At 47.6% G+C, this 24990-nt stretch carries 17 protein-coding genes and 1 tRNA gene; 6 read left to right on the forward strand and 12 right to left on the reverse strand.

The annotated features are described in order from the left end of the window. Nucleotide 1: 1 nt before the first annotated feature. The 7 genes from BC343_RS14850 to BC343_RS14880 form a co-directional block, all read right to left on the reverse strand. On the reverse strand, nt 2–940 hold the full coding sequence (locus tag BC343_RS14850) for a transketolase family protein (RefSeq protein ID WP_078348564.1): 939 nt from the start codon (nt 938–940) through the stop codon (nt 2–4). A 1-nt stretch (nt 941) separates the two neighbouring features. After that, nucleotides 942–1802: a transketolase gene (locus BC343_RS14855; protein ID WP_238381778.1), complete on the reverse strand. Its 861-nt coding sequence runs from the start codon at nt 1800–1802 to the stop codon at nt 942–944. Nucleotides 1803–1829: 27 nt separating this feature from the next. Beyond that, on the reverse strand, nt 1830–2651 hold the full coding sequence (locus BC343_RS14860) for a cytidylyltransferase domain-containing protein (protein WP_078348566.1): 822 nt from the start codon (nt 2649–2651) through the stop codon (nt 1830–1832). 8 nt (nt 2652–2659) lie between these two features. Further along, nucleotides 2660–3712, reverse strand: coding sequence for a UDP-N-acetyl glucosamine 2-epimerase (locus BC343_RS14865; protein WP_078348567.1), 1053 nt, complete (start codon nt 3710–3712; stop codon nt 2660–2662). Nucleotides 3713–3986: 274 nt separating this feature from the next. After that, a complete protein-coding gene (locus BC343_RS14870; protein WP_078348568.1) occupies nt 3987–6620 on the reverse strand; it encodes a CHAT domain-containing protein in 2634 nt (877 codons plus the stop codon). Between the two features lie 265 nt (nt 6621–6885). Then, on the reverse strand, nt 6886–8892 hold the full coding sequence (locus BC343_RS14875) for a DUF7849 domain-containing protein (RefSeq protein WP_078348569.1): 2007 nt from the start codon (nt 8890–8892) through the stop codon (nt 6886–6888). A gap of 101 nt (nt 8893–8993) precedes the next feature. Next, nucleotides 8994–9983 (reverse strand): hypothetical protein, encoded by a 990-nt coding sequence (locus tag BC343_RS14880; RefSeq protein WP_078348570.1) that lies wholly within the window; start codon nt 9981–9983, stop codon nt 8994–8996. A gap of 167 nt (nt 9984–10150) precedes the next feature. Here BC343_RS14880 and BC343_RS14885 point away from each other — a divergent pair, with 167 nt between their 5' ends. Continuing rightward, complete coding sequence (locus tag BC343_RS14885; protein ID WP_078348571.1) at nt 10151–10705, forward strand: RNA polymerase sigma factor; 555 nt, start codon at nt 10151–10153, stop codon at nt 10703–10705. A 4-nt stretch (nt 10706–10709) separates the two neighbouring features. Next, nucleotides 10710–11444 (forward strand): anti-sigma factor, encoded by a 735-nt coding sequence (locus BC343_RS14890; RefSeq protein WP_078348572.1) that lies wholly within the window; start codon nt 10710–10712, stop codon nt 11442–11444. Nucleotides 11445–11448: 4 nt separating this feature from the next. On the opposite strand, the gene BC343_RS14895 is transcribed toward BC343_RS14890, so the two are convergent. From BC343_RS14895 to BC343_RS14905, 3 genes are all read right to left on the reverse strand, one after another. Further along, nucleotides 11449–12042, reverse strand: coding sequence for an HD domain-containing protein (locus BC343_RS14895; RefSeq protein WP_202909799.1), 594 nt, complete (start codon nt 12040–12042; stop codon nt 11449–11451). Between the two features lie 88 nt (nt 12043–12130). After that, entirely contained in the window at nt 12131–14395 is a 2265-nt protein-coding gene (gene katG, locus BC343_RS14900) for a catalase/peroxidase HPI (protein WP_078348574.1), read from the reverse strand. A 241-nt stretch (nt 14396–14636) separates the two neighbouring features. Continuing rightward, entirely contained in the window at nt 14637–15305 is a 669-nt protein-coding gene (locus BC343_RS14905) for a peptidylprolyl isomerase (RefSeq protein WP_078348575.1), read from the reverse strand. A gap of 167 nt (nt 15306–15472) precedes the next feature. Between BC343_RS14905 and BC343_RS14910 the strand changes: the two genes are divergently transcribed. The 4 genes from BC343_RS14910 (at nt 15473) to BC343_RS14925 (ending at nt 22193) form a co-directional block, all read left to right on the forward strand. Then, a tRNA-Ser gene (locus tag BC343_RS14910) sits at nt 15473–15559 on the forward strand. Between the two features lie 224 nt (nt 15560–15783). Next, entirely contained in the window at nt 15784–16998 is a 1215-nt protein-coding gene (locus BC343_RS14915) for a site-specific integrase (RefSeq protein ID WP_238381779.1), read from the forward strand. Nucleotides 16999–17116: 118 nt separating this feature from the next. After that, nucleotides 17117–17590, forward strand: coding sequence for an ORF6N domain-containing protein (locus tag BC343_RS14920; RefSeq protein ID WP_238381780.1), 474 nt, complete (start codon nt 17117–17119; stop codon nt 17588–17590). 376 nt (nt 17591–17966) lie between these two features. Continuing rightward, nucleotides 17967–22193 carry a hypothetical protein gene (locus BC343_RS14925; protein WP_078348578.1) on the forward strand — a complete coding sequence of 1409 codons (4227 nt, stop codon included), beginning with the start codon at nt 17967–17969 and terminating at the stop codon, nt 22191–22193. Nucleotides 22194–22294: 101 nt separating this feature from the next. Here the strand turns inward: BC343_RS14925 and BC343_RS14930 are convergent, their stop codons facing one another. Together BC343_RS14930 and BC343_RS14935 are read right to left on the reverse strand one after the other, a co-directional pair. Further along, a complete protein-coding gene (locus BC343_RS14930) occupies nt 22295–23020 on the reverse strand; it encodes a hypothetical protein (RefSeq protein ID WP_143822190.1) in 726 nt (241 codons plus the stop codon). A 50-nt stretch (nt 23021–23070) separates the two neighbouring features. Continuing rightward, nucleotides 23071–24891 (reverse strand): pentapeptide repeat-containing protein, encoded by a 1821-nt coding sequence (locus tag BC343_RS14935; protein WP_078348580.1) that lies wholly within the window; start codon nt 24889–24891, stop codon nt 23071–23073. Between the last annotated feature and the right edge of the window lie 99 nt (nt 24892–24990).

Raw genomic sequence — 24990 nt, forward strand, 5'->3', positions numbered from 1 at the left:
TTTATTCTGAAAATTCGGATATCAATATTTCGGGTTGTTGCTGATTGGTTCGCTGGCCTAAAATGCGTTCGGCAATTTGTTTGCCTGTTAAGCCTTCATGCTCCAGCACGGCAGGCAGCAATGCCGGACGGAACCACTTCTCGTCAAGGGCTATTGGCATTACTTTGGCGGTTCTTTGGTTTTTCAGCAATACTTCGGCAACTATGGTGTAAAGCCCGCCGGTTTGGAAGTGGTCTTCCAGTGTAACCAGCATTTTGCTTGATGCAGCGGCTTTCAGTATTGCTTCTTCATCCACCGGTTTCAGGCTGCGCATGTTTATCAAGCCTACAGAAAGCCCTTCGGCTTTCAGCATATCTACCGCAACCAGTGCCTGCTCGAACAGCAATCCGTAGGTAAGTATGGTAACATCGGTACCCTCGGCAATTACTTCTGCCTTGCCCATTTCAAATGGCGTGTGCACGTAAGCCGTTTTACGGGTGTTGATGCGCGTGTAGGCAGGGCTTTGCGATTCCCATATTTGCGGAAGCATTTTCACCAAATCGTCTTCATCTGCCGGGGCAAATACGGTTAGATTTGGGATGCCGCGCATAATGGCAATATCCTCAATAGCCTGGTGTGTAGGGCCGTTGGCATCTGATAATAATCCGGGAATAAAACCGCTCAGCTTTACAGGCAGGTCGGCAATACCTAAATCGGTACGCACAAACTCGAAGGCGCGCATGGTTAAAAATGCTGCAAGGGCGTGCACCACCGGGATGCGGTTGCGCAGGGCAAGGCCGGCGGCAGCACCTATCATGGTTTGCTCGGTAATGCCGGTATCAATAAAACGCTTGCCTAAAATACCGGGCAGGTTGCGTACCAGCGCACGGTTCTCGGCAGTCATCACTATTACCTGCTCATTATCTAAAGCAGTTTGGGTCAATAATTCTTGGTAGGTCATTTTAGCGCACAATTAGCGTTTCGGATGTTAATAGGGTTGTGTGGTTGCCATGCAATTCTTCCAGCAATTGCTCAATTTCGCCGTCATTGAAGTTGCAGAACCAGCGGTCGGCACGTTCCTGTATGCTGGGCAGCCCTTTACCACGAACAGTATCGGCTATCACCACATTCAGTTTCCCTTCCTGGAAAGGGTACGCGCTAAAAGCCTCGTGCAAAGCATCAAAGCTGTGCCCGTTTATACGTTTTACAGCCGCGCCAAAGGCCTCGAATTTATCGGCAAGCGGCTCCAGCGGGATCAGATCCTCGGTACGCATATTGGCCTGGAAGTGGTTACGGTCTACCACAAAAATGAGGTTATCCAGTTTGTAGGCATTGGCCACCAACACGGCTTCCCAGCAGGTGCCTTCGTTCAGTTCGCCATCGCCCAAAATGCAAACCACTTTGTTGCTGCCCCCGCTAATTTTAATATCCATGGCCACACCCATAGCTACCGATGGCAAATGCCCCAGCGAACCCGAATGGAACTCGATACCAGGTATGCGGGTGTTAGGGTGCCAATAAATGTAATCGTCGATAGAGAGGTGGTTCTTCAGGCGTTCTTTATCCAGCAGCCCAAGCTCGGCAAGCGTGCCGTACAAAGCGGGTACATCGTGCCCTTTCGACAGGAACAGGTAATCGCGCTCCGGGTCGTACAAGTTATCTTTATTGATGTTAAGGTAGTTGCTGTAGAGGTACACAATAAGGTCTACCGCCGAAAGCGAGGCGCCGGTGAAGCAGCCCCCATCGGTAGACATACGTACAATATGCTCGCGCACCCTAAGGGCTACGGCTTCCAATTCTTCGTTACTATATTGCTGATGCACTATGATGTTTTTTTGATGTTTGAATAATTATTCAACCTCGTTTTTAAAAAGTAGGTTGGTTTGTCCCTCGCCCACCGTTATTAATTCGTCCAGGTGGTTGCGGTACCAGTTTACCCCGGCGTATTTGGCGTTCAGTTCGTATATCTCGGGCTTTCGTTCGAGCAGGTTAAGGATATCCTCGCAGGAGAAATCGGGCTTATCCTCATACAACTCCTCAAAAACACGTTTGATGAACAGGTAGTCTTCGTGATAATCGATAGTGAAACGGTGCGACATGGAGTAATCCAGCCCCGTTGCCCACTCCACATTGCCTATTTTAAACTGCGAGGGGTTCTCCCATATGTAAGGCGTAGTGTGCTCCAGTTCCAACGGGCGTGTTGCCTGCTTCCAGGTGCGCTCCAGGCAATCCATGGTAATTATTTCCACATCGTTACCATCGGGCCAGGTTGCGGGGTGCAGGTTGCTTACATAATCATATTTCTCCGGGCTATCCAGGAAAAAGCCAAGTACTTCATCAATAACCGCAGGGTCTATCAGCGGGCAGTCCGAAGGTATTTTCAATACCACATCTGCCTGGTATGCTTTAGCCAATTGGTAGTGGCGGTCGAGCAGGTTGTTCAAATCGCCCCGGTAGTATGGCACGTCCAGCATATCGGCTTCCCTGGCTATCACATTATCATTGGGGTGCTGCGAAGTGGCAATTACTACCGTAGCCGGCGTATATATCATTTCCAAGCGCTCTATCATTCGCGCCAGCAAAGTTTTGCTCAATATTGGCAGCATTACTTTACCCGGCAACCTGCTTGATGCCATACGCGCCTGTACAACTATAACAATGTTCTTCCCCATCCTGCCTTTTAGTTTAGTACTAACTCTTCTGTTATCTCAAACCTTACTTCTTCTACCATTGCCGCCTGCGCATCAAAGCCGGCTTTAGGTCCGCTATGCGCTATAAACTTGCGGCACAAGTTGGCTATGGTTTGTGCCGATGTACCGCCGTTTTGTATAGGTGCCAGTTTTTCCAACTGTTTTACATTAAACCACGAGTGCACCTTTTTGCCAAGAGCAATACCTACGTACACCACCGTTGAGTACTGCGTAATAAGTTCACAGCAATTGGCTATCATTTTATTGGTATCGCCCTCGGTGTATATCATGGTACCTTCCGGAGCATGTTGTTTTATCTCACGAATAGCGCGTTCAAAGTTCTCGTTAGGGTGCAGTTTGAAAAGCAGTTGGCGGCCATTTGCTATCTCAACCGCGCTACGGATAAATGCCGAGCGGTTTTCGTAACGATAAGTTTCGCGCATATCGGTAGTGGCCACCATTACGTAGCCGCTGTGCGGGAAATCGTTATTAAGGTGCTGCGCTATATTATCATAGTTGGGGATACCCGTAACTACTATTTTGCGGGCATCGGTACCGTTTTGGATGAACTGGCGGCGGTAGCCTTCCGAAGCTGCACAGTACACATCGCACAAATTCGACGAGCCATTGAGCGCCGTGTTGCCGCTATAAAACGGCGGGAGGTTTAGTGCTTTTACCAGTTTGGTTACCACTGTTGGCTTATCGGTCATCCCCTCCTGCACCCAAATGGTTTTTACATTGCGCATGCGCATGGGCACCAATACATCGGTACAGTAAACCACCAGGTCGTACAGGTTGCGTTTGGCAGCATAATCTATCTGCAAACCATTTTTAGCAAGGTATGCTTCGGAGTTGGTTTTGAAGCGGCCTGCTAATATGGTGCTGTTAAGCAATGGTGTATGGTTAATAACCGTATTGATAGTGCCTGAGTCGGTAAAGAGTTGGCTGAACCAGCAATCGTAATCGGGCAGCAGTGCTGCTATCTGGTGCATTTGGGAGGTTTGGTTGATAGAGCCGGTAATAAATAATACCTTTTTCTTCATAATAAGTACAGGGGCTGTGCTGAATTCCCGAGACGCAAAAATCCCGGCGCAGGTACCCCCAAAACCGGCATTTTCAAATCCGTTGTAAAAACTTCATTAAAGTTACCGGGCTGTTTTTTACTTAATAAGAAGTTTGCATTATCAAATCATTAATGAAGTTTGGATATTTTTTGGAGAGCGTTACAATGGCTTTACAAGTGCATAATACAGGCGTGATAATTGGATAACCTTTTATTATTTTATCCAATAAAAACCCAACGCTAACCATTAATTATCAGCGCCTTAATCGCCATACCACATAAGCTACAAGCGGTAAAAACAGCAACAACAAATACAAGTAGTTGAAGCCTCTCGCCTGCTGCAATTTTACAGTTGCATCGGTACCCATCAGCGTTAGGCTATCCCAATAATAGGGTAAATACAGGGCATCGGCCGGGCGTACGGCTTGGAGCCAGTTGAGCTTGGCAAGGTGTAAGGCCGCGCCCGTGCTTTTACCCGCAAGCAAGTGTTTATACATGCCGGCGGTGATGGTGGCCACGGCATCATCGTTCACGTTCCAAAGCCCGGCAATGGTGGCGGGCGTGCCCACCGCACTAAACCCGCGCGAGAGGCTGATAACACCCTCCCCCTGCGCCAGCAAACCATCGCCTGTACGGCAGGCGCTCAATACCACCAGCGAGGGCTTATTACGCTTAGCCAATAACTCGAACAGGAAGAGTTTTTGCGTACCAAAATCAAGCGTGGGTTCTTTATTTACACCCGATAAGTAGGCATGCGTACTGATGTGCAGAACCGCCGAATTTTCAAAAGCGTTAAAGAAGGCTTTATTATTAACTTCCGCATCGTACAGGTAATCGCCCCTCACAAGTTTATTTACGGCTTCGGCCTCTTTTTTCACTGCGATAATAGGTGTGTTGCTGTTATTCTGATGGGTAACAAACAGCCCGGTAAAGTTATCGTGTGCGCTGCCTTGAGGTTTGTTTTTCAGGAGCGCATTCAGCGAGAATGTATAAGTTGTACTTACCTGCCTCAGCAAAAAAGGCCATTGTTGTATGATGGGCTTGTAGTTACTATTGGTAATTAAGCCATCAAAACCCAAATGACCCAGCACATCGTCGGGCACCAAACATAGCTGTTCGCCATTCTTTAAACTCATCCCGCTAAGCAATTGCCGGTAAATAGCGTTCGACTGCCCGTAAAACGCTTTGGGCGCATTCAGCATGGCACCCGGCCCGTTACGGTAATAGTTGTTGATGAATGTCGTAATCTGTTTGGATAGCGAATCGGCATTGGCAACACGCACTACCCTTTCTACCGCCCTGTTGCGGATACTAATGGCATACATTGCTTTGTTTCCCCAAAAGTATTCCACCACATGCAATTGTTGCGGCAGGGCAGCAAGCGTAGCCGAAGTTGGCAGCATACCATCTGCGGCCTCGCGCCGGTAGGTTTTATTGAGGAGCGATAGGTTATACTTTAGCACATTTACTGTTTGGCGGTACCTGCCCGCATCTTTGCCCTCCATGGCCAGGCGCTCGTTGTAGGCAATGGCGCGTTCTATATCCAGCAGGTGGCGCATGGCGGTATCGTGCCGATTGGCAATTTGCTGGTGGCTGTGCTGTATCTCGTCGGCCAGCGTACGGGCCTTGGTTTGCTCTGCAATTTCCAGTACCAGGTTAAGGTATTTGCTATCCTTTGTTTTACTGTAAAGTGCGCTCGCCATTTCAATTGCCTCTTCGGCAAGGCCTTTGGCATCGTGCTGCAGGCGCTCTTTGGTTTTGTTATCGGCAAACTCGCGCCGCATTTTATCGGTTGCCAGCAAGGCGTAACGCAGGTTTTCCATAGCCGCTTCGTCCTGTTTGAGGGACTTGTAAACCAAAGCCTTCTCGTGGAAAATATCTACCAAATTATTCTCGCCATAAATAAGCTTAGCCTGCGTTTTACCTTCGGCAGTATTTATCCGTAATAACTTTAAGGCATCATTCAAATAAGCCAAAGCATTTGTTTGCCGGCCAAGCTCCCGCTCTATTTTTCCCAAGGCAGCAGTAATATTCGCCCGTTCGCGCTGCCTGTCGCCGGGGAACCATTTATTAACCAGCAATAGCGCCGTTTTAAAGGCAGACTCTGCAGCATCTAAACGCCCGGCCTTCAGTTCTACCCTACCCAAAGTTGTATAAGCGCCAAACCTGCTGTAGGCACTTTCGGCATCTACTTTTTTTTGATGCGCGATGTTTTTAGTAAGCAGTGCACGCGCCTCGGGCAATTGATTATGGTCGTAATAAATATCTGCCAGTATATTTTGCAGCCTGAACTTTACTTCGGAGCTTTTCACCAGTTTTTCGCCTTTGGCAATGCAGCTTTCGGCCATGGGGTAATTCCCCATCGAATAATACGAGATAGCCATATTGCTATACACCGAAGCAATATTATCAACATCGGCAGCCGGCAAATTATCTACCGAGCGTTGCTGAATGAATACCGCGCGTTCGTAATCGCCAAGGCGGGTGTAATTGTTACTCAGCGGCTTACAGATGTACTCATTCGCATCAAAATCGGCCACCTTGTATTTGTAATAATAAGCGTAAGCTTCCTCGTAGTAATTGATAGAACTCAGGATATCGCCGGCCTGCAATTGGTCGTACCCCTGGGTGGTAAGTAGCGTAAGCCATGCCACGCGTTCATCGGCATTGGCAGGTTGCCGCCAGGCCTCGGTTTGGGTTTTCAGCAAAAAAGGTAATTGCTGCGGGTTGGCGTTGGTGTATTCTATGCGTTCGTATAGCCAGTCGGTAAGGTTGTTTTGCTTTTTTAATTCGGTTAGTTTGCTGTTAAGGGTTGCGTCCTGCGCACGGCTTTCTGTGCTGTTTAGTAACAGCAAAGCGAGCAACATACAACAGGCAAAACGAAGCATAGGCGATATTGGTTCGCCTAAAATAAGGTATTTAATTAAATCGACGTGCGGTAACCATAGCGATGGGTTTCAAACCCATCGCTATTAATTGATATTAACGCCCGTCCAGGCGTCCGCGCCTGGATGAGAACATTTTTGAGCGTACACGATCACGGCTTTCGCCAGCGTGGACGCTGGCAGGATTTTACATTCAGGCGTGGACGCCTGAATGGGCGGTTGATTTATAGCGATGGGTTTAAAACCCATCGCTATAAATCAACGCCACTTACAACTTCCACGCCACATAAGTCGTCATTTGCGAAGCAGATGTTTTAGGGTCGTAATAATACCTCAAACCAAGGGAGGGGCCAACGCGTACACGCCCTACCACCACATCGGCAAAAAAGGTGGTGCGGATATCGGAGAAGGAGTTCGATATTTTTTCTGAAAGCGCATTAACCGTAATATCCGGCGTACCGTTAGTACCTGTTAAGCCGTAGGTGATATTGTTTTTTGCGGTGTTATTAATATCCAGTGCCAGCAATGCACCTACTCCGGCACCAAAGTAGGTGTTAAAATTCCAGCGTAACGATACCGGCACCACGTTGATAGTGGTCACCTTGGTAGAGCGTGTTTGGGTTCGGCTGGTGATAAGGTATTTACCCGCATCTACCGAGGTATCTTTACGAATGCCTGTGATAGACCGCGTTTCTGCCGTCTCCCTGAAACTGCTGAAATAAAGCTCGGTCTGCAGGTATTTGCCAAAGGTGGAGTACGGTGAAATTGTGGCACCGATAGTAAAATTACTTTGCGTTAGGTAGTTATTGCTTTTCGACTGGATAGGAAAACCATAACCTACGATGATGCCCGGCGAAATACCCATCCTGAACCTCCCGGTGGCTCGGTTGGTATAAATGGGTTCGTTCTTATCAAAAATGATGGCTGCTCGGGTATAAATGGGCTGCTTCTTAGGCTTTTCTTTAAATTTTATTTTGTACTCAACAAAACCCATGGTGGAGTCGGCATCGTCTACGCCCTCCTGCTGGGTGCCGGGCAGGTAAATGTTGTTGAAGATGAAGTTCACGCTATCTGTACCCACAATTTTGCTCAGGCAGCTTTGGTTGGCGTATGCCGAGTCGCAGCTTTTTACTTCGGGTTTGGTTTTGCTTACGCGGATGGTATTCACATCAAACACCGGCGAAATGCTCACCCCTACGTTCACCTTTTTGGCGGGGCCTTTACCGGTATTCTGGAAACGTACCTTGTAAGTCAACTCCCGGTTCTTCCCGGTTAGGCGGTAGCTCATGCGGGTTTGGCGGATAGACATTTTATTGGGGTCGTGCGAGGCTACTATCTGCAACTCTATCCCGAATGCTTCTTTTTCCAGCGTAGGGTCATCCGGCAAAAAAACACCGGTGAGGCGCACGGTGGCGTTAGTGTCTTTTATCATTTCGGGTGTAGTTTTAAAATTCAGGAAAACAAAGTTCTCCTGCCCTGCTGCCAGTTTATCAAAATGCCATGCCTTGCTGCTTTTAAAGTTCTTTAGCTGGTCGGCTACTACCAGCTTTTCTTTCTCCAGCAGTTCTTCTATCTCGCCCATGGTTATACCCGGTTCAGCGGATGCATAGTATTTGGTTACCTGCTGCTTCCTGAGCGAAGCTGCCGCCAGCGATGGGATAGCTTTCAATTCGGTTGCTGTTTCGCCATGATAGTTGCGTGCTTCGGCAAGTTCGAAGTTATTACTGGTAAACTCTTTATCGTTATACAAAATGGCAATGGTGCCCGCTACATTGGGGCGCAGGTTTTCGCCCTTGTTACGGTAGCCCAATAGTATCATCATATCATCGCCGGGTTTGGGCATGCAGTTGTTCTTTAACGTAATGCTGCTCCCCTGCTGAAACATATTGCTTGGCACAGGTGCCGAAGCCATCATTTTTTTTGGTGTTTTGTTGATGAGCTTTTTGGGGCGGGTTGGCGGGCGCTTGCCGTCATCGTAGTTATTGGTTGCATACAGCCGCACATCAAATTTGCCAGTATCTAAATAAGTATGCTCCGGCTCTTTTTCGAAACTGAAACCGCCATCACCAAACTCCCAAAAGTAAGTGAAGTAAGGTGCCGGTGCTCCTGCAATGGGCCGCAGAGGGCGCAATTGCGGCGAAAACTTGGCGGTACCGTTCTCTATGGTGTGGTTGATAATGGCGGGCACGGTATCGGCAGGCATAGTGCCAAGCTGCCCCTGGGCATGCAGCTTACCCGCAATGCAGGCAAAGGCAATGAACAATAACTTTTTCATAAAGGCAGATAGGTTAGAATTGGCGACTAAATATAGAAAATTAAACAAATAAAGACCGGCCCCTCAACGGAGCCGATCTTCTATTCGAATTTTAATGTGGTTTAATAATTATCCAAAGCATCTATAGAAGCCTGTACCGCAGTTTGAGTAGTTTCGGTAAGGGTTAGGGTTACGTGCTGGTCGGCAGTGATGGTGCTTTCCAGTTCGGCGTAGTAGTATTTGCCATCTTTGATAGAGAAGCTCATGAATTTACCTTCAACACCTATCGGCATTACGTTATCGTAGCTTTTTACGCTGTTAGGGCCGGTTGTGGTATACAATTGTGCCGCCACGTTAGAGCCTTTTGCGCAGAAGTATACATAAGTTTCGCCGCTGTAAGAGTGGAAGGTTGAAAGCGTGCCGGGGTTGTTCACCAGATCAACATTCACGGTAGTTTTTGGGTTGCTGTAGCTGTAGAATACGTCGGTATTTATCCAGCCGGTGCTGCCAAAGTTAAAGGTGAAGTTATTATCTACCGAGGCTACTTCTTTGTTGCCACCTACGCCGTTAGGGCGGTCTTTAGGTGCGGCCCAGGCCATTTGTGCTGCTGCGCCGGGTTGTAGCGGTGCGCCTTGTTGATCTACCCCTTGCCATATTTGGGTTACGCCGTTGCGTTTTGCGGGTATAGATATCTGCATAGCTACAGGCATATCGTGGTCTACACTCACGCCGTTGGCCTTTACATCTACATAAATAAAACCGTCTGATGCTAAAGGCGCGCCGCTGATGTGGTTGGTATTGCTACCGAATGATACTACCGCGCTGCGTTTCAATACTTCTATTACTTCTACGGTTGCTGTGCCGGTCACCGCGTTGCCGCCAACTGTTAACGAACCAACCGGGAAGGTAATTTTAGTACCACCTGCCAGGCTTACGGTTTGTGGTAGTGCCGATGCGTTAATTTGTACGCTTTGTACTTTAGGGCCGTTGTTGGCCACAAAATCCTTCGCGGTGAAGTCGGCGTTGATAGGTTTGAAATTTTCTTTTTTGCAGGATACTGATAATAACAATAATGCTGCAACTGCTACTGAGGTTAAATTGAACTTTTTCATGGTGTGTTATTTTTAATTTTTTATTGCTTACTCTGTTTTGGCTTTTCAGCGTTTCGCCGTGTTTATCGTTGTTTGCACCTATATCAGCGCCGCCAAAACTTTGTTACCCCCCTTTTTGAAAAATTTTTTAAAAAATATTTTTTCGTAATTTTCGCTCAGCCTATTTTATGACAAAACCCACCCATCCCGACCAACGCTACGTTACGGCGCTGCTGAATAATGATGCAGCCTTAATTGGCGAAGTGTATAAAAGCTGCGCCCGCCAGGTAAAAAGCTACATATGCTTTAATAATGGCACCGAGGATGATGCCGCCGATATTTTCCAGGAAGCGCTGATAGATATATACCACCAGGCCAAAGACAAAGGCCTGCAGCTTACCTGCCCCTTTAATGCCTTTGTTTTTATGGTGTGCAAGCGCAAGTGGTTCAACGAATTGAAAAAAAGAGCAGCTTCCCCGGTAACAAATTCGGGCGACGATTTATTAGAAGGCAGCGAGGATACTTTTGCGCTGGCCGAACAGCTTGAAGAGCATAACCAACAAACCGGCAGGTTTTGGGCCGCCTTTGAGCAACTGGGCGAGCGTTGTAAAGAAATTATCCGCTGGAGCATGCAGGGCGAGGCGCAGGAAAAAGTGGCCGAGGCCATGGGTGTTACCTACGGGTATTTGCGCAAAAAGAAATCGGAGTGTATGGCATCATTGGTAAAACTGGTTCAACTTTAAAGCAATGGCACTGGAAAACGACAGCCTGTTACAGGCAGCAAATTATGTAGATGGGGAGATGAGCGCCGAAGAACGCGCGGAGTTCGAGCTGCAAATGCAGGCCGATGCCGAATTGCGCGAGTACGTAGCACAATACCGCGAGGCCAATACGGCACTACGCCGGTTTTTAGTGCCCGATAGCAATGCCGAGGCTTTAAAACAAACGCTCGGCAGCCTAAACCAGCAATACTTTAAGCCCGAGGCCAAAGTGGTATCGTTTGGAAATTATAGCCGTTGGCTAAGCGCGGTAGCTGCAGTGCTGATACTGGGTATTATCGTTTTCAACCCTTTCCGTAGAGGGCTTTACGAGGAATATAACACAGCCACTACCATGTCGGTAGCAGAACGTGGCGACGGAGCCGAAACCAATTTGGAGAAAGCCGCCGCATTTTATAACAATAAAGAATTTACCAAAGCCGAAGGCCTGCTGGCGAAAGAGTATACTGCCGATACCAAAAACAGCCTTATAGCTTACTACTATGCGCTCACGCTAATAGAAGACAAGCAGGAAGCGAAGGCAAGAGAAATATTGCAGCAATTGTACAACGGCGAATCGGCATTTAAGTATGATGCCGCCTATTACGTAGGACTGAGCTACGTGAAACAAAAGGATAACGCCAACGCCAAAGTGTGGCTGCAAAAGGTGGCCGCGGGTACATCAAACTATCAAAAAGCGCGGGAATTGTTAGGGAAGCTATAGGCTATTACGGCAGCTTTTGTTTCACCAATTCCAGGTTCTCTTCTTTCTTTTGCTGGCGAGATGTAATGGCCGTGTAGGTAAAGAAATGGTGTTTCTCCAGAAAGCGGACCTGAAGGGCATTCCATTCATCTTCTGTTTTTATTACGCCGAAAAAGGCCAACTCATCGAACAGGGTATTACCGATGGTAAAGAAATCATCGCGCCCCAGGTAATCCAGGTCTGCATCGGCAATAATTTGCTCTAAAAGGTTCTGCGGATTTTGAGGTATCTGGGTGGCCATTATCATGCCGCATACTTGTTTAATATCATCCGCAGAGTAGCCAAAACCCGGTAATGCTTCTTCCGCCATCCTGCACGATTCCTCTTCGTGGCCTGCAGCGCCTTTCAAAAAACCGGCATCGTGGTAGTACGCAGCGGTAAGCAAAAGCTTCATATCGTACTCCCCTATGCCTTCGGCCACGCCAATTTGCCGGGCCGAGCGTACCACATCCTGCGTATGCGCAAGGCAATGGTAAGTTAAATGGGCAGGTAATTCGCTGCTCAGTTTATTCAATATATATGCTGTTGCTTCCTCAAACTGCATCTCGCTCTTCTTCACCCGGTTTATTGGCTGCGGTAAATATAAAAAAAGGTGCCGCTAACCAAAGTTAACAGCACCTTTTAAATTATTCAGGAAATATATCAGCTTATGCCAGGTCTGTCCTGCCCAGGTTTGTAACCTTTGCCCATGCGGCTACAAAATCCTTCAGGAATTTGCTTTGAGCATCGGCGCTGCCGTAAACTTCGGCCAAAGCGCGTAGTTCGGAATTTGAGCCGAATACCAGGTCGGCACGAGTGCCGGTCCATTTGGCCTCGCCGGTTTTACGGTCGGTACCATCATAAAGTTCCCTATCCGGCGATGCTGCTTTCCAAGCGGTGCCCATATCCAGCAGGTTCACAAAGTAATCGTTGGTAAGCTGGCCGGGGCGGTTGGTGAATACACCTTTATTGCTGCCATCAAAGTTGATGTTGATGCCTTTTAAGCCGCCCATAAGCACGGTAAGTTCCGGGCCGGTAAGGGTTAGCAATTGAGCTTTATCGATCAGCAATTCTTCGGTAGATACGCTGTATTTAAAGCCGCGGTAGTTGCGGAAACCATCGGCAACAGGCTCCAGGTAACCAACCGATTCCACATCGGTTTTCTCCTGCGAGGCATCCATACGGCCCGGTGTGAACGGTACAGATATTTCGCTGCCTGCATCTTTTGCGGCTTTCTCGATACCGGCATTACCGGCCAGCACGATCAAATCTGCAATAGATACTTTTTTGCCGCCGGCCTGAAACTCTTTCTGAATACCTTCCAGCACATCAAGCACTTTTTGTAACTGACCAGGATTATTCACCTTCCAGTATTTTTGCGGAGCCAAACGGATACGGGCACCATTTGCGCCACCGCGTTTATCAGAACCGCGGTAGGTTGAGGCCGATGCCCATGCAGTACCCACTAATTCAGATACTGTTAGGCCCGACGCCAGCACTTTTGCTTTTAACGATGCCGCATCAGCGTCGTCTATTAAAGCATGGTCAACAGCCGGGATAGGGTCTTGCCATAGCAGCTCTTCCTGCGGTACGTCTGCGCCGAGGTAAAGCTCGCGCGGCCCCATATCGCGGTGGGTTAGTTTGAACCATGCACGTGCAAATGCATCTGCAAAAGCATCGGGGTTCTCTAAAAAGTTACGCGATATTTTTTCATACGCAGGATCCAACCTCAAAGCAAGGTCGGTGGTCAGCATGGTCGGCTTTTGTTTTTTGCTGCTATCGTATGCATGCGGTATAATATCGTCAGCATCTTTAGCTACCCATTGGTGTGCACCGGCAGGGCTTTTAGTTAGTTGCCATTCAAAGCCGAAGAGGTTCTCGAAGAAGTTATTGCTCCACTGTGTTGGCGTGGTTGTCCAGGTAACTTCCAAGCCACTGGTAATGGTATCGGCACCTTTACCGCTGCCGTACTTATTGGCCCAGCCAAAACCCTGTGCCTCCAGATCAACGGCTTCCGGCTCTTTACCAACGTTATCAGAGGATGCTGCACCATGTGTTTTACCAAAGGTGTGCCCACCCGCTATCAGCGCAACGGTTTCTTCATCATTCATGGCCATGCGGCCGAAGGTATCGCGGATGTCTTTAGCTGCTGCTATCGGGTCGGGGTTGCCATCCGGGCCTTCGGGGTTTACGTATATCAAACCCATATGTGCCGCCGCAAGCGGTTTTTCCAGGTCGCGCGAATGCTTACCGCCGTCAGCATCTTCATCTGCCGACAAAACGCCATGCCCGGCTACGCCCTGCGAACCATCCGAATAGCGTTTATCGTTACCCAGCCAGGTAGTTTCGCTGCCCCAGTATACATCCTCCTGTGGTTCCCAGGTATCAACACGGCCACCGGCAAAACCAAAGGTTTTAAAACCCATCGATTCCAGTGCAACGTTACCCGTCAGTATCATCAGATCGGCCCACGATATTTTGTTGCCGTATTTTTGTTTGATGGGCCAAAGCAAACGGCGCGCTTTATCGAGGCTTACGTTATCGGGCCAGCTATTCAATGGTGCAAAACGCTGTTGGCCTGCACCACCGCCACCGCGGCCGTCGCTAACGCGGTAAGTACCGGCGCTGTGCCATGCCATACGGATGAACAAGGGACCATAGTGCCCAAAATCTGCAGGCCACCAATCTTGCGAATCGGTCATTAAAGCATGTAGATCGGCTTTAACGGCTTCCAAATCGAGGCTGTTAAAGGCTTCGGCATAGTTAAAATCTTCGCCCATTGGGTTTGATAACGAGGAGTGCTGGCGCAGGATGTTCAGCTTAAGCTGGTTTGGCCACCAATCGCGGTTGCGGGTACCGCCACCGCCGGTATTGTGTTTCATACTGCCGTTGTGGAACGGGCATTTGTTAATGTCGCCTGTTTGGTTTTCCATGTTGTATAGGTTTAATTGTATTGGGCCATGAGGGCCCTTCGTCTGTTTTGATGAGATAAAATTAGGGCATTGGTTTACAGTATCCTAATCGAATTATTCTATATCAAATAGGCAAAAATGATAAGCATTGCACAGACCTCAACCTGCTGTATGGCAAGCGGGTGTTCTTTAATTATCATACAAAATAAACCACCGGCAGGCGGTTTTGTTCGGGGAAATCAGTAGCAAGCACAACCATCGGCTATTCTGCTTTCAGGGCTTTCTGCGCGTCTTTAGCCTTCAGCAGAGTAACCTTCATCGGTACGGGGGTATCGGGGTTACCATCTTTATTCACTTTTACGGCTGTTACTTTATCAATAAAGTCGATACCTTTTACTATTTCGCCAAACACGGTGTAATGCTGATCAAGCGAAGGCGTACCGCCAACGGTGTTATAAACTTTGCGCTGCTCTTCGATAAAATGGTTGTGGTATCGTTTTTCGATGGCATCCAGTTGCTCGTTTGTATAAGTGCGCCCGTCAACAAAGTAGATCTGCGTGGTAAATGATGCCTGGGTTTTGTTATCGTCCCTCCCCATAGCCAATATGCCGCGCTTATGGTAAAGGTTAGGGCGTAATTCGGCAGCTATCCATTTTTGCTCGGCATTGCGCACGTGCAGGCTATCGTAAAGCGAATCCTGGTCTCCGCCCTGTATCACAAAACCTTTCAATATGCGGTTAAAGGTGGTTTTGTCCCAATAACCCATTTTGGCCAGGCGGATAAAGTTATCGCGATGCACGGGTGTTTCGTTATAAAGCTTTACGATACACCATGCCTGCGGTGTTTCAATTTTTACGTATTGTTCTGCCTTTTGGGCGAAGGTGGCTATGCTTATTAGAAGTAAAAGAGCAACGATGCAGGCTTTTTTCATGAGATATGATGGTAAAGATGCCAATTTAAGCAAATGGCGATAAAGCCAAAGCCCAAATGCCTTTAAATTTCATAAAAAAGCACTTGCCCGTTAAATACTTTACTTCTATATTTGCCGCCCGACAAATCGCCAACCAAGCATTAAAATTTGGTATAGGTTTGTTACTCGGAGAGGTGTCAGAGTGATCGAATGTGCCTGATTCGAAATCAGGTGTACTGTAACAGGTACCGGGGGTTTGAATCCCTCCCTCTCCGCAATTAGTATATCAAGTTTTTGAAAAACGCTTCAAATCATAGGATTTGGGGCGTTTTCTGTTTACAGACAACGCATCCGAACGCAATACATCTCGATCTGGTCGAGACCTCTTGCGAGACCTGTTGGTCTCCCGTAATTTTAGGTCTCGCGAAACCGCTAAATGTTTATTTATTAACTTTTAATTGTTAAAGCGATGATCAGGACCGTCTGTATCAACTTCTCTTTGAAGAAGTCAAAAACCCTCAATAACGGGACAGCTCCCGTTTACTTAAGATTGACCGTTGCCGGTGAACGTGTCGAATTTACCACCCGACGCTATATAAAACCGGAGCGGTGGAATTCCGATATCCAAAAAATGACCGGCACCAATGATGAGGCCAGGGTGTTCAATAATTACTTAAAGACACTGGAGCAAAAAGTATTTGAGGAGCACAGGCTCATGTTGGACGCGAAGTCACCGGTCACTGCTGAAAATTTAAGAGATAGATTATTAGGTAAGGCGAACGTAAAGCGTTCCAAAATGCTTGTTCCTATTTTTCAGGAGCATAACAAACGTATAAAGTCCCTGATCGGGAAGGAATATGCTGCCGGGACCTTGGAACGTTACGAGACCAGTCTTAAACATACCATTGATTTTATGCAATGGCAGTACAAGAAGAATGACATAGATATCGTTGAGATCGATCATGAGTTCATTACTTCTTATGATTTTTACCTGCGTTCGGAAAGGCATTGCTGCAATAATACAGCTGTCAAGTACTTAAAGAATTTTAAAAAGGTCATCCGGATCTGCATCGCTAATGGCTGGTTGGATAAAGACCCGTTCGTCAATTATAAACCCAAGGTGAAGGAAGTGATCAGGCATTACCTGACAGCTGAGGAAATACAAGTCATCACAGAAAAACAGTTGGTCAGTTACCGCCTGGATCAGGTAAGGGATGCTTTCCTGTTCAGTTGCTTTACAGGTTTGGCTTATGCAGATGTTAAAAAGCTAAAAAGGTCAGAGATTATTAAAGGCATAGACAAACAACAGTGGATAGTAACCAGCAGGCAAAAAACAGATACTGCTTCCCGCATACCATTATTGCCGATCGCCTTGCAGATCCTAAAAAAATATGAGGACAATATCGAATGCCTTCACCATGACCGGGTACTGCCTGTATTGTCCAACCAAAAAATGAACAGCTACCTGAAAGAGATCGCTGACGTATGTGGCATAAGTAAGGAATTAACCTACCATATCGCTCGGCACACTTTTGCTACATCAGTTACACTGGCTAATGGTGTTTCCATCGAAAGTGTATCTAAAATGCTTGGCCATAAAAACATTCGCACCACGCAACATTACGCAAAGATCTTAGATGCCAAAGTCAGTGAGGATATGGCGCTCCTCAAAAATAAACTTGATAGCAAGAAAAAAAACGAAGTACAAATTTAAACAAGGTTGTCACGGTTTGTGACAACCTCTCTAATTCATTTTAGTAATGACAGACAATTTATTGACTCCCGACGAGATAATCTCCAGTAAGATATATTATATAAGAGGACATAAAGTAATGCTCGACTACGACCTGGGCGAGCTTTACGAAGTTGAGACCAAACACCTCAAACGGCAAGTGAGAAGGAATATAGAACGATTTGCCGACGAAGATTTTATGTTTGAGCTTACTCCCGATGAGTATAAAACCTTAAGGAGCCATTTTGGCACCTTAAAGCAAGGTCAACATTTTAAGTATGCCCCAATGGCCTTTACCGAACTGGGAATTAGTATGCTTTCAAGTGTTTTGAACAGCACGGCAGCGATACAGGTAAATCGCCGTATCATGAGAATATTTGTCAATATTAGAAAAGCGCTGGCAGATACAATAGAAATCAGGCTGGAAATCGAAAAAATTAAAAATGAAATTTTCAATCAAGGGAAAAACATGGAAATCCTGTTTAGTTACCTTGATGAGCTTTCGACCAAACTGGAAAAGCAACAACCGCCAGCGGAAAAGCGGAAGCGAATCGGTTACAAGCCCGATGAATAAGCTCAATTGTCCCCGATTCTATAATTGTATGCTAAGCGATTTTAGCTCGAAATCCGCTGATTAACCATATTAACTTCGGTATTACGCTCGGTCAATGAACAAATATAAAATTTGACAGATTCGGAAGATTTAAAATTAAACCAGAATGGACGGGGATTATCTATGATATCGTTAGGTCGCATAAATTTACTAAAACTTATTCGTTTTAAACAAATTAGCCTGTAGATTTTAGCATTCCGGAGCCGCCCACGATGCCGGCCTTTTAAAATTTTGCTGGCAACCGCTAAAACCGCCATGAAAGCTGGCACGGGCGTTTTTAAGTTTTATGGGTTCTTGCTTGGATTTTTCAGAAATTGCATCTCTAAACCTGGATTCTATGAAGTTTACAAACGTTCCGCAATTCCAACTATTCATATCCTGCCCCGGTGATGTCGATGAAGAACGCGTCCGCATTACCGAAATTTGCCGCAACCTGGAAACGACCTTCCGCGAGATGCGTCAGCCCATCAGCCTCATCCCACTTTACTGGAAAGATATTGTCGGTGAATACGGGGATATGCGGCCCCAAACATTGATCAACCGTGTATTCAGCGACTACGGATTTTATGTCGGGCTGCTTTGGAAGCGCTTCGGAACGCCTACCGAAATGGAAGATGGCCAGACCTTCGACTCAGGCACCGAAGAAGAATTCTACCTTGCCACGGAAAGAAAGGAAGCAGGCGAGGATATCACGATCTATTTCTTTTTCAAGGCCCCGGGTGATCCGCCAGTTGGGGCATACGAACTGGAGCAATACAACAAGGTACTGGCTTTTAAAAAAAAGATACAGCCCAACGGGTGGGTCAACTACTTTGAGAATGCCGTTCAGCTAACCGATAAACTTACATCCCGGCTAACCTCCGGCATACATAACAAGATCAGGGAGGAGAAGATCGAGGCGAAGTCTGAAATCGTAGATAAAGCGGGGACGAGGCCGGACATGCCTACTCTGGAGGCGCTGGCTGAGTTTGTCGCTGAAACCAGGGAAGTACCACCGGTGGAGGCTCCTATTGCCAGGACTGTTACCCTGGAAGGGGAAGACCCATTTTTGCATTTCTTTTCCCTGGGTAGCTGCCAGCAAACGCTTGCGGCACTGACAGATACCCACAAGCACCTCGCCTTGCTGGGTAACGCCGGCTCGGGCAAATCCACCGAGTTGGTCCGGCTGGTTGAACATTTCCAGCACAAGGGCACCGCGCTGATCCCCGTATTTAAGAAACTATCGCAATACCGTGGCGGCTCCATAGAAGATTTTCTCCAGCCTGAAATCAAAGAGATACCCGCCGGGCTCGCCGTAATCGTGCTCGACGCACTTGACGAAATCGAGCCCCCCTATTTTAAGGAGGCGGTCGCCAGCCTGGATGCATTTTCAGAAAAATACCCGGAGACGAACATAATCGTTTCAAGCCGCACCAATTTCTACGAATTGCCCGCCGGCAAAGAGTCCGGAACGTTGAAAGGTTTCGATATCTGCTATATCGACGAGGTAAGCTTTGAGCAGATCATTGACAGCGTCGACCGGTTAGGCGGTAACGGCCAGGCCTTTCTTGATGAAGCTGTCGGCCAGGGATACCGTGAACTGGTCACCAAACCATTCTTTTTAAATATTCTGGCACCTGTTTACCTCCGGAACCAAAACCTGAAGGGCGGCCGCCACCTTATCTTCGAAGAAGCGATCAGGGCGCGCCTCCAATACAGCCGACAGGATACGCAGGACAAGCTGATGCGCCTGCTTACCCGCATGGCGCTGGTGATGGAATATATTGGCAGGAACTACCTTACGGAGGCAGAATTCACTCAAACCATTTACGAACCGGAGGACCGGGACCTGGTCTCCAGATCTGCCGTAATCGTCACCCATAAAGGGAACTGGTCGTTTGAGCATAACAATATCCAGGAATATTTTGCGGCCAAGGGCATGATCGATATGAATTTCGACCAAGTGAAGAACCTGATCACTTTCCCGCCGGCCCATAACAAAATCAAGCCGGGCTGGATGAACACACTCTCGTTTTATGTCGCAATCACAGAAGGAGCGCAGCGCGATGAGCTGATTGCCTGGATCGTCGCGACCGAGCCCGAAGCTGTGATCAAATTCGAGCCCCACCGCGTAGCCGACGAAACCCGCCTCGCCATATTTAAGGGAATTTTCGAGTCTTTCCGCCAAAAACAGCTTTGGATCCGGTCCAACAAATTCTCAGAGGCCGACCTGGCCTACTTCGCTGAACAACCTGCCGCCTTGGATTACCTCGCCGGTATCCTTGATAGCCCCTATGAAACTTTTAAAACCAAACTGAATGCCTTATCCGTGCTCGAGCACTTCGCTATCCCCGCAGCGGAGAAAGGGAAGATAAGGCAACTGGTACTCAACCTGATTAACGCCAATTGGGCGAAACCCGAAATTGTTTACTCAGCCGTCAACAGCATGGCGAAACTGCAGTTGTTCGACGATCAGACCATTGCAGAACTCACCGCGCGCCTGCGCCAGGAAAGTCTGCCTTACTTCCGCGCAACAGTTTACAGCCTGCTGACCAAAACGAATAAGGTTCACGAATACCTCGATGTGTTCCTGGAGGGTATCGCCATCGAAGCGTTACGGGGGCGTAACAACCGAAACAACCGCGATAATTTACTGGATGAGACCATCCTCCTGAAACGGGGCCTTACTGCCGTGACAGATCAGCGTTCGGTTTATGCCCTCTTTGAATTCTTTAAAGAACCTTACAACACCGAATACGGGCACTACCGCGACAAAATGGATGTCTTAAAAAATGCCATTGGTCAGGCTATCAGGCTCTTCCCAGAAGATCCGGAAGTCTTTACCCTTATCTTATCGGTTTACAACAACTACGGGCGATCCGGGGGCACGGGATTCGTAAACGAGCTTCGGAAGTTTTTTGAGCAGACCGGTACCGTGCGAACCGCCTTTGAGGCGGTTTTTCACAACGGGCAGCTTCGCGATACTGACCGCGACCTGTTGCTTTCCTTTCTGCTCAACGAAGATACCGTTGCATATTCCATCAGGCTGGTATTGGAAGGCGCGAAGACCGAAAAGTGGCTGGTGTCGTTTTATATCGCGGCCAGTAACTATACCCGGCAAAGTGACCTGGAGGATAAACCCGGATTTTTGCGCGCCTTGTACCTTGAGCGCACCGGGCAGGACCTTGAAGGGCAGCGCAATAACGCGATACAGGAACTCAGGCGCAGCCGCGAGCAGGAAAGTTTTGATCTTTTATTCGATCCGGAAAGCCTTAAGGAACAGGTGCGCCGTATCATGAGGGATATTGGCGAGGAAGAAGTCGGCTGGAATGAGATCTGGTCGCTTTACACGCGTTTTGAACTGGATGAGGAACAGGATTACCCAAAAAGCGCCGTCGATATCGTGCTGGAACTGACCCGCCACGGCCGTTCCACTAATATACAGGAACTGGAGGCCTATATGGCCAATGATACCCAATTGGAATTCGATCGTTTCGAGAGTATATATAACCAGCTTAAAAATTATAACCAGGTCCAACTCAGTGCGCCCCAAACCGCCATGATCAACGAATGGGTCAACCGCTGGACGCAAAGGCGGGATTTTATTAAGGCGATCAGCCGGCTGCAACACGGTGGGTACATAGACAATATCGTTCTGATGATCAATTATTTCATTAAAAACTGGGGCATCAGGATACCGGACGATAAAATGCTCGATCTGACCGAGTTTTATGATTTTTCCTCCCCGAATAACGAAGACCCGTTTGCCTATATCGTCAACCAGGTCGGGGAAAAAGCTGTAGCAGAACGGGTGGTCCTTAACCTCAGGCAAGGGGACCAGCACGACAAGGTTTGGGAGAACAATGCGGAATATGCAATCTCGCTGCACCTGGAAGATGCTTACGAACCGATCTTAAACAGTCTGGTCGCCCGTGAGGATGTTTTGTCCGTGAAGGCCGGTGTAGCAAGACGCTACCTTGAGGAAACCGGGGATGCCACGGGATTGATGAAGGTGCTTTATAACCAGGGTAAAAACAGTTTTCGCTGGGACCTTGCGGATATACTGAAGGATGATGAGGTTCAGGGGGACCTCAAAGATTACCTAATGGCCGTATTGCATGACGATTCAGAAGAAGAGCAGGAAAGATTGCAGGCCGCTAAAAGACTAACGGCAATGAACATCCGGGCCGGATTTGATTTTTATGCCGACTACATTCTGAGCAGGCCGCAGCTCGAAGACCGTTACGATTTCTGGTTCCGTTTCCTGAATAACCTGACCAGCATCGAGTTGTTGCCTAAATTAATGGCTTTGCTGGAATACAGCCTGCAGCCCCAGAATACCGCAGATGTTTTTAATCGCATAGACGGACAAGTAACCGATGCCCTATTTAACCTCGCCATCTATTCGGCCGGGAACCTGCAAGCCGTCAAACAAGCGCTCGAAGCCGGAATAGCGGCACATAACCCGGACTGGAATTTTCTATTCTACCTCATCGAAAGAATGGAGTTCCAATTCAACCTTAATCAGTCCCAGGCGATCACGCTTGACAACGCAATTGCCGCGATCGATGCCCTTGGCCTGTAGTTGAAAGCGAACGGCGGATAGCCACAAGAAAATTAAAACAAACCGGGCATCCCCCTCCGGGGCCGGGCTATCCGCTGTATCTGCTCCGCAGGATGCCGCTCCTATCCCTGATGCATAGCACCTCCCCCGGACGAAATATCCCGGATCATTTCCGACATCCTCGCCGTTGTCGCAGCAATAGCTTTTTTGGACAGCCCGGAATTGAGCCGTTTAAGTATCCTCCAAACATCGAGACACGTGAGCGGGCCTATTCTGATAGCCACATAACGAATATCGGACCGCAGGCTTTTGAGGCCGTGCTCTGCCATGTGCGGCTGCATCCATTTACTAACTGCGGCAACGCCTGCAGGGTCGGGCGCCCCGGTCGCCGCTTCAGCGATCCCGCCGATGATCTTTTCCAGGATACTGAACAACGCATCGATATTAACGCTGTCAGAGATATAGTATGCCATGACCGGGCGAATCCTGGAAAGCTCTTTTAGTGATTCTTTGTATCCTTCTCTCAGTTTGGAAAGGTCGTCACCCTGTAACACCGACTCTGCTTGTACCTGTATCAATACCGGTTTCACCTTTTCTAAAAACTCTTTTTCAACAGCTTCGCCGGAAAGCTCCGGTATACGGCTGTAGATCTGGCGGTAGGCTTCATCCAGGTTATCTTTCCTGAGCTTATGAAGCAAAGCATAGGCATTCAGTAAATGATAAAGGATCGACTTAAGCACTTTCCGGTCCTCACGGCTGCCCCGTAAATAGGTCGTGATACCGCTGAGCAACCAGCCGATGCACACCCCGATTGCCGGGCCCAAATATTGGAAGTCTTTAAAGGTCATAAGCATTAATTAAACAACGAAGAAGGATACAAAAGATCAATGGACCTAAATTAGCCGATCATGATCGCTTTGAGAATCTCAAAAATAGCGGACGAGGCAATACCGTCCACGATGGAAACACCATGTTTTGCCGCAAACTCGTTCAACCGCAGGCTGATCTTTTCCATTGCGGTAAAATCCATCTCGTCCGCAGGCAACACAACCAAATCCTGTCTCAGTTCCTGTAATTCCGCTTCGTTCAACCGGGTTAAAACGCCCTTAATCTCCTCAAAATCCGCTTCGCTGTAAGGTTGCACCTTTGGTTTAAATTCGACTTTCTTGATTACCTCTGCAATATTTACCTGGCTGTTGGCTTGGGCAACGATCTTTCTGATTTTCATGATATCTATATAAAAATTAATAGTTTGATTTAATTCCATTGTTCGCTTGTCGATTCCGGTAAAGCTAACCGCCTCCAATACATCCTTTGTATCAATACTGCTCCACTGACCCCGGTCGCGCAACATCGCCATTTTGACCATGATGGCATATTTCGAAACATAATTATCTACCTTTCGGGATATTTCCGCTTCTTCGACATCATCCGGTCCCGGAGGCCCGGAATCCCAATACCCCGTTTCCGCTTTTTTTAAGCGGCGCTTAAATTCTACCTGACTGATATCTTCGTCCGTAAAGTAGAACAATGAAAGTGAATCGATCCTTTTATCTACAAATTCGACACCCAGGTTACTACCGGTCGAAGAGGTAAAATAGTTGGTGAACGAGTAGGCCAATTCCCGTGCGATGTTACCGGTCACATCTCTCGTATCGATATGGATTAACGGCGTTTGTACCCGGTATTTGATACAGCCGGCACCAACGGTTACCTTATTCCTTCTTTCCAGCGCCGCTAACTCCTTCCGGTCAGGGCCACTGATCAGGTAGTAATTGACATTGTCAAAGATCAGCCTTTGCTGCACTTCAGAGAATTTATCGATGAAGATAAACCGTACTTCTTCATAAAACATCCGGTTGCTACGGTCATTAGAAGTAAATTGCACATTGTCCTCATATTTGTTGCCGGTAAAACATACCGGCCCTTTAAAAGTCGCATTAGAAAAACTTAAAAGCTGGTCAAAACGGCTTTCCTGGATTTCCACATCGCCGTGAAAAGTGGCCAGGCCGAATTCTGCCTTTCCGAGGAAGTCCGTATTTTCGATCAGCACACTTTCGCACGCAAAATTAGTACTGTTGAAGAACGCATGCGTTTTGAAATGGACATCACTTAATTGAAAAACATTGCGAACGACCATTCCTCCGAATTCCGCGTAATTAACCAGGTCGCAGTTCCGCATCAGTAATCCGCCGTTTAACCGGGCATCGTTAAAGGAAAGTGTTCCTATATGAGTGTTCGTTATAAACAGTTCCGCATTAACAATAGTGTGTTTAAAGTTCAGGATTCCCTTTTTCACCTGACAATTTTCGATACGTAAGGGATCTGCTATCTCCGCATAATCCAGTTTTACCTCAGTATCATATTCAAATTCAATACTTCTTATCAGTATTTCAGTAACCTTGCCTGTTTCTTTTGATCCCCTTTCTTTTCCGATCAGGTAGGCACCCCGAAGATCAAATACAAATGGCCCCGGTTCACCCGACACAAGCCGGTGCTCATATTCATCGTCATCCGGCACATGTTTTCTTGACTGTCCCAGCATTGCATCCAGCCAACGATCAAATTTATTTTTAAGCTTAAAATCGATGTCCCGGCTATGAAATATACACAGCCCTTTTTTATCCAGGGGCATTTTTTCTGACAGGAGCTTCCCCGAAGAAATAATTGATATTTTACAGGTAATCCCCGGATGATCTTTACGTTGAAAATTGCACATTTTAGAGGTGATAAGCAGATAATAGGTTAATAGTGCCTATATTATCGAAGGCCTGCGCCATTCTTTCTCAGCTAAATCTAAGGAAACCCTTTAAAATAA

Origin of the sequence: Mucilaginibacter pedocola (assembly GCF_002013915.1) — a bacterium.
GTDB lineage: Bacteria > Bacteroidota > Bacteroidia > Sphingobacteriales > Sphingobacteriaceae > Mucilaginibacter > Mucilaginibacter pedocola.